This window comes from Pseudoalteromonas sp. T1lg23B, from assembly GCF_002964665.1.
Taxonomy (GTDB): domain Bacteria; phylum Pseudomonadota; class Gammaproteobacteria; order Enterobacterales; family Alteromonadaceae; genus Pseudoalteromonas.
Window position 1 is genome coordinate 871,202 of sequence record NZ_PQBZ01000034.1, and the last position, 13,323, is coordinate 884,524.

General features: G+C 40.4%; 8 protein-coding genes. 5 read left to right on the top strand and 3 right to left on the bottom strand.

Annotated features, from left to right (window positions below; genetic code table 11):
- The first annotated feature begins 332 nt into the window (after positions 1-332).
- Complete coding sequence (locus tag C2M32_RS12385) at positions 333-1,646, top strand: putative phage abortive infection protein (RefSeq protein ID WP_105168685.1); 1,314 nt, start codon at positions 333-335, stop codon at positions 1,644-1,646.
- A 12-nt stretch (positions 1,647-1,658) separates the two neighbouring features.
- A complete protein-coding gene (locus C2M32_RS12390) occupies positions 1,659-3,953 on the top strand; it encodes a DUF262 domain-containing protein (protein WP_105168686.1) in 2,295 nt (764 codons plus the stop codon).
- A gap of 235 nt (positions 3,954-4,188) precedes the next feature.
- Here the strand turns inward: C2M32_RS12390 and C2M32_RS12395 are convergent, their stop codons facing one another.
- The gene (locus C2M32_RS12395) at positions 4,189-6,711 is read right to left on the bottom strand and encodes a M1 family metallopeptidase (RefSeq protein ID WP_105168687.1); all 2,523 of its coding nucleotides are present in this window, start codon (positions 6,709-6,711) and stop codon (positions 4,189-4,191) included.
- A 260-nt stretch (positions 6,712-6,971) separates the two neighbouring features.
- Here C2M32_RS12395 and C2M32_RS12400 point away from each other — a divergent pair, with 260 nt between their 5' ends.
- Positions 6,972-7,280 carry a hypothetical protein gene (locus tag C2M32_RS12400; RefSeq protein ID WP_105168688.1) on the top strand — a complete coding sequence of 103 codons (309 nt, stop codon included), beginning with the start codon at positions 6,972-6,974 and terminating at the stop codon, positions 7,278-7,280.
- Positions 7,281-7,415: 135 nt separating this feature from the next.
- Here the strand turns inward: C2M32_RS12400 and C2M32_RS12405 are convergent, their stop codons facing one another.
- Positions 7,416-8,330 carry a S1 family peptidase gene (locus tag C2M32_RS12405; RefSeq protein ID WP_105168689.1) on the bottom strand — a complete coding sequence of 305 codons (915 nt, stop codon included), beginning with the start codon at positions 8,328-8,330 and terminating at the stop codon, positions 7,416-7,418.
- Between the two features lie 630 nt (positions 8,331-8,960).
- On the opposite strand from C2M32_RS12405, the gene C2M32_RS12410 reads away from it, so the two are divergent.
- The gene (locus C2M32_RS12410; RefSeq protein ID WP_234401289.1) at positions 8,961-9,923 is read left to right on the top strand and encodes a formylglycine-generating enzyme family protein; all 963 of its coding nucleotides are present in this window, start codon (positions 8,961-8,963) and stop codon (positions 9,921-9,923) included.
- 8 nt (positions 9,924-9,931) lie between these two features.
- Here C2M32_RS12410 and C2M32_RS12415 read toward each other — a convergent pair whose 3' ends face one another.
- Positions 9,932-11,821 carry a winged helix-turn-helix domain-containing protein gene (locus C2M32_RS12415; RefSeq protein ID WP_105168691.1) on the bottom strand — a complete coding sequence of 630 codons (1,890 nt, stop codon included), beginning with the start codon at positions 11,819-11,821 and terminating at the stop codon, positions 9,932-9,934.
- Between the two features lie 249 nt (positions 11,822-12,070).
- Between C2M32_RS12415 and C2M32_RS12420 the strand changes: the two genes are divergently transcribed.
- Complete coding sequence (locus C2M32_RS12420) at positions 12,071-13,279, top strand: hypothetical protein (RefSeq protein ID WP_105168692.1); 1,209 nt, start codon at positions 12,071-12,073, stop codon at positions 13,277-13,279.
- The last annotated feature ends 44 nt before the right edge of the window (positions 13,280-13,323 follow it).

Sequence of the window (13,323 nt, forward strand, 5' to 3'; positions counted from 1 at the left end):
TCCTGCGCTATAGGAAATTTCAAAAGATATATAGACACGGTTTGAAAGCTTTGATTCTAATAGTAATACTGACGAACAACGAGCTATAGAAGCAAGTGATATTAGTCACTATATAGTAATAACTCGTTTAATTTAAGCGCGAAGAATGTAGTAGTTATTGGCTGACTTTGTCAATTTACTCCAATATCATTTAAAGAACATATAGCTATTAAAAAAGCTTTGTTCGAAACAGAATAGAAAGATCAATCCTACTTGAACCGTTTTTATAAATAAAGAATTTACTTTTTACAGTAAGCTTTTAGCCAGAGCTTTACAAGGAAATAATTAGACACATGTCTCAAAATAAAACAGCAGAAATAATATATAATCTAGCGCTGTGGATGCTATTAATACTAATACCACTACTTGTGCTGTTCCTTTGGGAAAATAATTACTCTATTTCAGCACCGATAGATGATGGAAAATTTGGTACTTTTGGTGATTTTGTTGGTGGGGTGTTGGGATCTGTTTGGTCATTATGCGGAGTATTGCTTTTTTATAATGCATTAAAAGAGCAACGAAAGGACTTTCAAACGAATAGAGTCGCTTTGGATAAGCAAGTAGATGCATTAAAAACCCAATCAGATGAGTTTAGACTACAACGACAAGAGTTTTCTTTACAAAGAGACGAGCTAAAACAGTCTAGAAATGTTTTCAAAGAACAATCTAAAACACTTATGCAACAACGGCTTGATTCTATTTACTTTTCACTCCTTGATTTGTATAACACTGTAGTGAGCGAACTAAATAATAGCTGTTCAAAAGGTAGTTACTTTAAAGAGCTTAAACGCGAGCTTTATTCGCAAGCACTTGGCAGCATTCAACCAATCAGTGACTACCGAGCTTCAAACGATATATACTTAAGCGTCTTCTATTCAAGAAAAGAAGAATTAACTCATTACTTCAGACTTGTCTATAGAATCATAAAAACTATTGATGATTCTGAAATTGGCGATGAAGAGAAATTTATTTATATCAAGATATTACGCTCACAGTTAAGTGAGAATGAATTACTTGCTTTATATTACAACTCTCATTCTTATTATGGTGAAAATTCATATAAACTAATTCTAAAATATAACCTATTAAAACACCTCCCCTCTATCTCCAAGTTAGAGTTATATAAATTCCTAATTCCTAAGAACCGCAATGGAAAGCCAATTATATTAGATGGAAAAAACAAGAATAGGTTTGACTCTAAAAATGCATTTTTGTTGCGATTTAATAATGAAATATTTCTACTAATCCAGCAGTTCCTTGATCTTCTCGAGAATAAATACTATAGTGACGACTTTGAAGAGTTAAGAGTTTCGACTAATCTCCCACTTAATACAGAAACTTTAATATCCTTTGAGTCATCAAATTTAAATGAAATGAAGATTGAAATATCTTCTTCACGTGATTTAGAAAACATCACGTTATCCAAATTTGATGTGGATAGTTTCATAAAATACTTAGAATTAATTCTTTTTGATAGATTCATTTACGCAATGTATGTCCCCATAGAGCAAGCCTCAGGTTTCATTGATACACGAAAAACAAGCAAATCAATAATATTTGAATTGCATTCAAAAAAGAAAATACAGCTAAATAAAGATATGATTTAGAGAGAGTAAATAATGAGTTTATATTTAAACCAAGAAGATTTTGAAAATATTTTCAAGAACCACATAACAACAAAGGTTTACTCACTTTCTCTAAAAACCCTTTTTAGTAAAAGAAGAGTCGAAAAAATAAAATATGACCCTTACTATCAACGTAATTATGTATGGGACAACAGTAAAGCGACTTTCTTTATTGAAAGCATTTTGTTAGGAACCGACGTTCCCCCACTAATTTTCTTCAATACAGGCTCGACAATAGAAGTAATTGATGGTAGACAACGGTATGAAACAATAAAAAAGTTTCGCAATGGCGAACTTAAATTGAGCATTAAAGGACTTACAAAACTCACCCAGCTACAAAATATGCAATTTAGTACTCTCGACGCTGAAATTCAAGGGCTACTAGATGATGCAAAGATTCGTATTTTTGAATTTGAGATCTTTAATGAGCCAAGGCTGGATGCAACGCTTGAAGATAAAATAAAGAAAGAAATTTTCAGAAGGTATAATTCTGGTATTACTCCACTAAATAGCGCAGAAATCGACAATGCAACCTATGATGATGACTCTATAACAAACGAATTGAAGGCACGCATTATTGATAACCCAGAATTTATTTCACTAGTTGAAAAAAACTTTCTTGGTAAAGTATTCAAAAATGATGATACATCAAAAGTACTCCAGTTTATGAGACGATATTTAGTTTTGTCATCTTTTCCCATTAGTACATATGCTAGCGGTAGCAACAGAACTGAAATAATGGATCTCCTATACGGTGTCAAATCACAAAATACAGAAAACCCTGATGAAATATGTGAGAGCTTATTTTATAACTTAGACAAAACATTAGAGCTTATAAAACATTTAAAGATTCCCGCAAACAAGCTAGTAAATGAAGCATTACTGTGGGCAATATTCATACTGATTGAAGAAGAAGTAGACATTTCACCTTTATTTTCTCCTGAAGGTATTATTCATATTAATAACTACTTAACGAATCACCAAGATGATTTCCTCTCTGAAAATAGTCATCACTATAAATCAATTATAAAGAGACATAAGTCGATCAGTGAGATGATTTCGACACTATTGAATTTTGATTTTTCATTATTTATTAAGAATGATGACTTCAAACACTCAGTGAAAGAAATGAGGCAAAGCGAAAAGGAGGCCAAACTAAAATTGGATGAGTTAGCTTCATTACGAGTGCAAAAGCCGGAGCCCTCCTTAATTCCTATAGAAGAGATTGTAGAAGAGTTAAATGGAAACAAGTATTTAATTAGGCCAAGCTATCAAAGACTTGAGAAGATCAATGTATTCAAAGCTTCTGCAATTATCGAAAGCATTCTTCTTGGTATTAATCTTCCACCTCTGTTCATCTATAAGAATAGAAATGGAGTTAAAGAGGTTATAGATGGCCAACAACGGTTACTTTCAGTATTGGGTTTTTTGGGAAAAAGTTATCAGGATGAGAATGGGATTACGACATACCCTAAATGCTGTAACTTTAAATTATCAAGGCTTAAAATACTTCATGAGTTAAACGGTTCTAGGTTTGAAGATCTTGATTTTAACCTTCAAGATAAAATCTATGATTTTATGCTTAGTGTGATTGAGATAGACTCATACTTAAATAACAACTTTGATCCTGTTGATCTCTTCATTAGGCTTAACAACAAGCCTTACCCAATAAAAGAAAACTCCTTCGAAATGTGGAACTCATTCATGGATAGAGATGTTATTAGGTATATAAAAGAAATAACTAACGATAATATTGAATGGTTTTATATAAAACAGAGAAACGGGAATAACTCCTCTGATAGAATGTTAAATGAGGAGTTAATAACCTTGCTAGGTTATAACTTGTATAACTCAAAATATAGACCTGATTATACCAGTCTGGGCTTTTACTTAAGAGACAGCAAAGTTAATTGCAGAATAACCGAAAAGAAAGATGTATCAGCACTTCTAGAGAAAATTTTAACTGATATTGAACTTAAAAATAGATTTCTTGAATCAATCGGAGATATTGAAAAGATAATTTCAATCTTAAAGTCAAAATTGTCACCAGGGAACCTTAAGAATTCACTAAATGAAGTTTTTTACAAAGAAGGTGGCAAAAGATATTTAGTTGATTTTTATCTGCTATTCCAAATCATGCAAAGGCTCGAACATTCACGACAAGTCTCAATTACATTTAAAGAATTACAAGATAAGATGGCATTGGTAAAAAGCAAGCTCAAAAACCCAGAGCCAGACGTTCAACAGCAGGAATACTTCGAAAACCTTCTGAATGAAATAAGTGTGTGACAAATTTCATTCTTAGGCTCAGCGGTGTAGGTTCAATTTCTATCCGTTAAAGAGCCAGCATTAAATTTTATTGGTCTCCCTAGATCATTTTGGACACCTAACGCTTACACTGAGGTGATAAAAAGAACCAAGTAAGGTAGCAACTTTCGCCCATCAGAGTGAAAGTTACTACCCATAACGCAGCTATAACCTATTAACTTGCCTATGTACGCTCATCCCAAGATGCAACCCACTATCACAAACTGTGCTTACTTTTTCCTAGTATCTCCCGCACGCTTTGCAAACTACGCTGAGCATTACCGGCGCACTCGTTGATAACCTCAAGTACAATATTAAGTTTGGCGTCTAGGCCTTGTACATCCTGCCAATCTGCAAAGGTGTTTTTGACAATCTCTGCCTCTTTTGCAGAGCAAGCGGTGATGAAGTTGTATGGGAACCATTGCAACTTATCATCGGCAATTCGCTTGCTGATGACTTCTTTGTGGCTGCGAATATACTCCCCCGCATAAGCGCGGTGTTTGGGTGAAAACGCTGGGAACTGAAAGCGGTAGTCAATATCGTGGCCTTTACTTGCATCACTGAGCAGCAAGTCGTAAAAGGCTTTGATTTGGCTGTGTGTATTGCCATAGCCCAAGGCGTCGAGTAGGTCTTCTTTAATATGTTTTTCACTGTGTGCAAATTGGCTCAGCAACGTTTGGTACTCTTGCTCATTGGCGTTGGCAACCAGCACGCGTAACACGGCGGTGCGTTGCGTAAGTTCGCTCAAAGGCGTGTCTTTGTACGCTTGCTTCGCTGCGCTGATGGCACTGCTGGCATTTAGGTTCAAACCGTATAACTCTAGCCACAAGCCACCGTTTTGATTGGCAAGTATTGGCGGCCATTCGCTGATACTGGGTAACTTAGAACGCAAATAATGTGCGTACTCACCGCTGAGTGATTCAGGGATCAACGTCACAAATGTATCTTGCAAGGTCGACAGCGCATTACTCACTTCCATTGCGCTATGTGGCAAAGTATTGATGATATGTAGAAGTGAATCAATGTACGTCATAAAGTCAATTTTCGCGGCCATGGCCAGCGCTTCTTGATTATCTACGTAAGAGGCTCGCTCGGCAGCGCTCAGCTTCTCAATGGGGAAATCCCCATTGCCCGTGTTGTCTAAATATCTAAAGTACCCAACCCCGTTACTGTCTAAAAATAGCTGTGCATTGGCGGGTACATTGGTGAGCGCCATGCGCGCTTTGTCGAGCACCACTTGTTGTGTTTTGAGCACTTTGCCATCCCATATTTTCAAGGTTAAGGGTATGGTCCAGAGTTTATCTTGGCTGCTATAAAAACTATTTTGTTGAATAAACACTTGGTTATTGAGTTTGCTAAGCGTCAATAACGGATAGTTCGATTGGGTGATAAATGAATTGAGAAACCCCTCAAACCACGGGGTGTTAGCAAAGTGCCGAGCAAATAGTGGTGCGCTGGTGTTTGCCCCCGCTACTTGCTTGGCATAAGCACGCATATGAGTTTTAAACTGGGCTTGACCCAGAGCCAACTCGGCCATCTCCAGCACGGTTCGGCCCTTGGTGTAGGCCAATTGACCTATGGCCTCGTTATCGCCTCGGTACTTTACGCCGCTGCGCAGCGCTCTAGCACTGTGTTTATCATCAAAAAATGCCGATAACTGAGGGTTCAATGCACAGCCCGTCTCCTGCGGGTAAAGCGCTTGCAGCACTCTGGCAGCAAAGAATTCAGCGAATGACTCATGCATCCAGTAGTCGTTGTACCAACTCATGGTGATATCGTTGCCCAACCACATATGTACCACTTCATGGGCAATCAGCTTTCTGAAGCGACAGATAGCAAAGCCATCCGCATCAGACTTTGGGATCTGATGACTGTTCAAAGCAATTAAACCCACGTTTTCCATCGCCGCAAGGCCATCTATGGGTGTCACAAAAAAATCTAGCTTGCTGTAAGGAAATGGGTAATCGAGGTAATCTTCCATAAACCGCACGGTATTGCTGACCAATTCGCTCATATCATCGGGCAAGTTCAATACAATGGTTTTGGGCGCGTACACCACCGAGTTATATGGGGTGCCTTTAAGTGCAACCGAATGGAACTCTCCCACCGCTAACGCCAGCACATCAGAGTAAATTTTGTGACTCGGTGCAAAGCGAATATGCTTGCGCTCCCCTTGAACCTCACTAGATACAACGGGTGTGTTATGTCGCGCATCATATTGTTTAGGAATATCGACACTAAACTCAAAACGGGTTTTCTTGTCAGGCGCGTCCAACCCAGGGAATACGGTGCGCGCTTCCATCTCTTGAAACTGGGAAAAAATATAGGGTGAGCCGCTTTGTTGGTCCGCCACAAACAAGCCCATCGTCTTTTGATTGATTTTGCCCTTGTAACTGATCTGTAAGTTTGCCTGACCCGAAATAGGCTTGGCTAATTGGTGGGTCACAATATCAAATTCATTTGGCTGTACTATTTCTAAACTGGTGGTTTGCCCGTTGTGTGTTAACTCAACCGATTCTATGACCAGATCACGAACATGGTAAGCAATAATGTTGCTGCTTTGCTTTATCGCTAAATGCATACGGGTGTGACCACTAAACTCACTTTGTTTGGGCGACAAAGTGAGTGCGACATGTTGTCGCTCTAAGGTAATGTTTGCGGGTAAACGATGGGTATTGGCCTGAGCGGATAGCGTCACCAACACAGACAAAATCACAGTGAAAAAACGGCTAGAATACAACGTATACCTTCCCTGATTAACATGTTGTTTTAGTTATAATTAGCAATTATTACACCATGCTATAGGGGGGATTTCTACTATTATTAGTGTGCAGCTCATTGGCGTAACACTCATCATTATGCTGCGGCTTTCAACATCGCGCACATCGACCCTAAATACGCCTAGGTTTGGGTGTTTGTCATTGAAGTTTCATCTTGCTCTAGGTTGCTTACTTCACCAATCTGTATACTATTTAAGCACCACAACAAGGAGGACAGCCCATGTCAAACCCGTTTGATACCTTTAAACGCCATGCAGAACCTTTATCAAAAGCGCTATTGACCGCGTTCCCAAATGGCATAACACCAAGCTACGAGACAATTCATGCACCAGCACACGGTGAGCCAATCTCAAACCAACAAAAGAGCGAGCTCAAAGAAGTGGTTCACTTTCTTGTAAATGAAGGATATGCCAGACAAAGTACTGTTAATCAAACCCATATTGTTATGACCCAAAAGGGTCTGGGATGGCTTGGCATAACGGATGACCTACTCAAGCCAATCGACAACCCTTACAGCACATTACTGTAGCCAAGCTTTAAGCAGGCAAACCCTGTTTGCCTGCACGATTACCAAGTACCCGGGTTTGTTTATCATGGTGGGGGAATGTGCATAGCCGAGGACACGCGCTCTCACAACGCCTTTGTCCACACGAGATTAAATCAACTAAACCGGATTTAAGACCTTTTCACTTTTCGCCAACTTAAATACTGTTTTTGCAGGGATACCAAACGCGAGTACTTTACTGTAATCCGCCCAATATTTAGTTTTGATTGCTTCATATACTGAGCCATATCTGTCGGGCTCGGCTAAATCATCAAAACTGGCAATCAATGAAGAAACCGCTACAACACACTGGTTGTTCACGTCATACATTGCGCCCCCAGAAAAGCCACCTTGCATTCCTTGATGTAGAAGTATCCAACTAACGGGCTCACTGCGCATGTTGTTGGGTGCGATGCCTTCTTTACTGGCCGCGGTGTTAAAGCTTTCTGTCATCAATGGTCTTTCAGTAATGCCCGATATCGTCCCCGATGACGCTGCAACTCTGGAATCTGGCGTTAACTTGCTCATCGCAACCCGTGAACCAAACTGTTCATTTTCACACCATTTTGGCACAGCGGCTGGACTAAAGCGGTGCTCTATCAGTTTTAAATATGCTAAATCTGTTTGTGCAGAGCGCAGCACCACTTTGGCTAGCAGCGGTTGAGAGAGTTTGCCCAAATTACCAAGTTGTACATACACCGAGTCTCCTACCTCTAGGTCAGCCAAAACGTGATCGGCAGTAACAACAAGTTCATGGTTCAACGGAATACCCATACCATTGATTAACGCATTATCTTTGGACTGAACGCTAATCATTACTTGATAATTAATGACCAGCTCTTTGCCTTCATCGGCCTGGATTGACGAATTATTTTGATAAGCAATGGCCAACTCTTTTCCCTGATGAGTCTGACTCATACCACAACCAAATAATGCAACAGTCGCACCGAGCATCAGTAAACTTTTAGCGACTCTCATAGCACGCATTAAAGTAGGTTCTCGCTTTAATGCGTCGATGTGCTCTGTGTATATCATATGATCATTCCATGTTAATTAATTTAATACAATAATCGCAACTATCAACGAAGGCCAAACATAGCAAGCCCTCACGCTTGGTTCTAAATATGACACAAAACACAAAAAATTTACATATTTAAAACATGAAATCGTTTCAATTGTGTTTTTGTTGTTAAACGGCACAGACAAAAATTGAGGTTCTAAGCCGATGATGTCAGCTGCTAAACCTTACCTCTTTGCGCTATACACGAATTTTTTTGTGATGCGATTTCACTTTTTCTTTAACGGCCCAGAATGAATTGTTGCGTTTATAAATCTTGCTGCTGTCTTTACATAAGCCACATTTAGCACATGGGTGCATACTGCATACAACAGGTTCTAGGCCATATAATTAATGCGTGTTATAGAGTTTCTATCCTTTACAATCAACCTGTTAGATCTATCAAAAAACTATTCAGACAACTTGATAGCTTTTTGGTAAGACAACTCGGTTCAAGGTTATGCATGGTGGATGGGTCAATTTAACTAAGAGAAATAACCATGTGTAAAATACCTTCAAACACTTTGTCAGTACTATGTTGTTCACTCCTGTTCAGTACTTTTGCGCACAGTGGCAATAAAATAAACTCAACTTATATTGAACCCCCAATGGTTGCAGTGCCTGCCGGTGAGTTTTTAATGGGAAGTGAGCACGGACGAGACGATGAAAAGCCGCAACACAGAGTCTCTGTTAAGGCATTTCAAATGGCTAAATACGAAGTTACCATTGCTGAATTTAGAAAGTTTGTTGAGCAAACAGGCTACCCTGCCAAGCAAACTTGTACCCACCGAATTGGTAAAAAGTGGTTTGGGAGTGGTAAAAAAGATGGTAGTTGGGACAATAATATTTATGCGCAAAGCGAATTTCATCCTGTGGTATGCGTCTCCAGAAAAGATGCGCTTGCCTATGCTGATTGGTTATCAAAACAATCGGGCAAACACTACCGCTTGCCTAGCGAAGCTGAATGGGAATATGCGCTAAGAGGCGGCACACAAACACGCTATTTTTATGGCGACCAAGCGCTAAGCGGTCAGGCCTGTAAATATGCCAACCTGTCTGATTTAGATGCAAAAGTTGAATCACCAAAACAATATGACGCAACTTACAATGACAAGTACACCATTGAACCATGCCATGATCATGAGATCACCACATCGGTCGTCGGTTTATACGAGCCCAACCCTTTCGGCATACATGATATGCTTGGAAATGTGGTGGAACGACTCGCTGATTGCTATCAAAATAACTATATCGACGCGCCAAACGATGGCAGCCCAGTAATAAAAGAAGACTGTGATGCGTACGTTGCAAGAGGAAGCAGTTGGCATTGGGAAGCCAGTACCAGCAGTGCAAGAATGCGTATGCGTGAAGACTTTCTTGCCGCACTTGAAGGATTTCGTTTGGCATTAGATACCAATGGCAAAGCCCTAGAGAGTCAGCCGGGCAACAGCGACTTTGTTAAGGCACTTAGCAAAGCGCAAACAACAGCGAAAAAGAATTGGCAAAGCCATCGCGCCCACACACAGGTGAACTTCCCTAGTACAGTTAACGTCTCTGGCACACCTCAGTAATATCTCACTTAGTAGGAGTTAACGGTAACTCCTACTTGCTGTAATCTTTGCTGATGCCGTTTCAACCACCAAGATTTAGCGGTGTTACTGATATACCTTTTGCTTAAAGTAACTTGTGCAGCGTCGCTATCGTCTTGCAGCAATTCGAGTAATGTAAGCGCCATTTCAAGGCCAATCCAGTCTATTCCTTGCGTTCGAGCTAGGTTAAAAGCACGCTCTGCCTGTTGTATTGCCAGTCTGGGCTGGTGTTTAGCAAGGTGTATTTTGGTGAGTAAATAGGCTTGCCGAGCAGGCTCGGTAATACCTAGTGCAAGTGATTGAGCCGTTGCCCACTGTTGTTCTTCAATGGCATAACTGAGCAATTTCTCAGTGACACTAAAAAACACCCAGAAGTTATCCAATGTGACAGGCCTGCGCAGTACGCTTTGGTAATGGCGAAGTTTTTCCTCTTTTTGCTCTGCAAACAACGCCCAATGGTAATCCGTCAACATTCTGTGAGAGTCATCTAATTGGTAATCATCAATCAACAACTCAGCCTGTTTTAAATAGTCATAGCGTTCTTTATACAATTTAAGTTTGGCAGCCTTGATAGACAACAAGGTATACGCCCTGATCTCCTGCATGGGTCTATTCGCCAGCCTAGCGTGACTTGCCCCCCGAAACAGGTGGCTTTGTATTTGCGCAAAATCGCTACTAACTCCAGCAACATCAATCTGGGATTGGCTTACTTCACTTTGCAGTGCGAGTAAATCAATCTCTGCCAGTAGTGACTGTGTCTGTTCAAACTGCTGCATGGCAAGTTGGTGTTGCTCCAGCTCCAACAAGAGCTTACCCCTTAACCAATGTGCATAGGCAACATAAACAGGTTGTTGTTGCGCCACTGCAAGTGTTGACAGCTTCTCAATTTGTGCATCGGCAATATCATATTCGGTCTGTTCAATTTGTCGCTCGATAAGCTGTTGCAACAGCGCTAAATGTTCCGGGTAACGGGCAATCAATGTTGCCAGCTCAGCGGTTGCGGCTGACTCAGACGGTTCATTGAAAAAATCAGACAAAAGCACCGGCTCTAACGCTTGATAGAGCAGCTCCTCTACCTGCGATAACGACTGAACATGCACATATCCACGCCATTGACGCTGACTGCCTTGCGCCAAATACTCCAAAATAAAGTAAGGTGTTTGCTGCTGTGCATGTTGATATGAATAGACAACGCCTGACAACAACACACCGTTTGGATTGTTTGCGCTAAGGTATTTTTTTCGTTCCATAAATGGTGAAGCAAAAAACCGCCAAGCGCCTGTCAATCCACTGTTTGAGTCGCTACTAGATGTCTCAACCTCTGTCATTGTTTGTTTAAGTTGGGTATTTAGTACATCAAGTGTCGGCTGCGGTAATGTTGATGCTCGGGTCGCGAACGGTATTACATACCAATTGGCAAACTGTTGATTTCCTTGTGTGGTAACTGGCGCTTGAGGTTGCTCTTTGACAGTCATCCACAGATACGCACTGGTCACAAACATGACAGCCAACGCGCTAAGCCAATAAGCGACTTTATTGTGAGCTAGGGAGTTGTTTGACTGATGTTGGGGATGATGTTCATTAACCGGAGCGTCACTAATTGCGAGTTGCCATTGATATCCTCGCTTAGGAAAGGTTTTTATAGCCCCCTCACCCACGACCACCCGCAATTGGCTAATCGTCTGGAATACAACCTGATCGGAGAGCACCTTACGAGGCCACACAGATGATAAAATATCATCTTTACTCAGTATCTTAGTCGGCTGTTCTAAAAATAAAGATAATAGCTTTACCTGATTCACGCTCAGGCTGACCACATCTCCTCTTTGATACAAAACCTGATGCTGTGTATCGAAACAAAAATCAGAAAAGTAAAGCATTTAATAACGAGCTGTAACGACAATGCTTCAGTGTACCGTGTTAAGCAACACTTGTTAAGCGCGGCTTGTTAGGTACACCTTAAAAACAGCTCGGTGTATTTCTAAGCCTCCAAGTACTGCCCGCCATTTACAACTGCTCAATTGACATTCAAGCGCCTAAATGTTAATTAAAAGTTTATAAATGAACAAAGAATGAACACACCATTTATTTACCCAACATTAAGATAAGCAAAAACAAGGAATTTGAATATGCTTAAACGCGCTCTAATACTCTCAATGATTGCCTCACCCGTTGCTTTGGCCAGCAACCCGTTTACTTCTAATAGTTTCACACAGCAAGCTATTGAAAAACGCAACACAGACAAGTTGCAAGAATCTCTTGAAAAAGAAAAGCAAGCCTTGCGTGCAAAAATTGGCGAGTGTAAAGCTCTGTCAGGCGACACCGAAGAATGCGCGACTCTGCGAAAAGATGTACAGCGTGACGGGATGGCTTTTATGCAAGCTAAAAAGTCATTGAGTAATGAGGTCACTAGCAATGTGTTGATACAATGTAAGACGGAAAGTACATATGTCGATAACAATGGTAACCAACACGACTGTCCTTTGATCATCTCTCATCTTGTAAAGGCTGGAGTGAAAGATGATACTAAGCTCTTAGCTGCAGTGGCAAGTTGTGATAGCCAATCTACCTATAAAGACGACAAAGGAGTCAACCAAAAGTGTCCTGTCATCCCTTTTTTGGACACCATCAGTTGGGTATCTGGGGCAATTGAAAATGATCAGGATGCGTTCTACCAAGCATCTTTTTCTCCAGTGGGAGACAGTACCAACTATGAGGTTGGCTTGTATAAAGGTTTATGGTACGCATGGGGAGAGACCGTCAAAATCCCATTTTACTTTTCCTATGCAGAACCAAGTTCTGATACAAACAATAACGAAGCCTCTGAAACCCTAATGGACAAAGATGCAGGTATTCAACTGAGTATTCCCGCTCTTTTTGCATTTAATAGTGGTCTTGGCGAGAATAACAAAAAGCAAAGTACCGTCATGGCGGGTGGTATTTTTCGTGCCGTTGCCAAAAAAATTAAAGGCGACACTGAGTCTGAATTTGTCTATGGCTACAACGCTTCAATCGTGGGGCAGTACAATTCATATTTGGAGCTTTTCGATGTAAATGATAACGGGAAAGTACAACCTGGTTCCCTAAATATCGCTGCAAATTATACGTACCACAATTATGATGATGAAAATATTAAAAAGATTGCCAGCAACCTTACCTTGAATAACCCGAGTGAGTTTTCTGATAATTTCGAAAGCTATGGTTTCACCGTTACCGCTGAGATTGGAGAGGTTATTTCTATCTCTTATCAATGGGAAATGGTAAAAGACGACAGTATTTTTGATAACAGAAAGATTCAAAGGCTAACACTGTCTAAAAGCTTTGGCTTGTCAAAATAACTAATTACTATCGAGGCGTCAACAGATAGTTTTCATGACGCCTC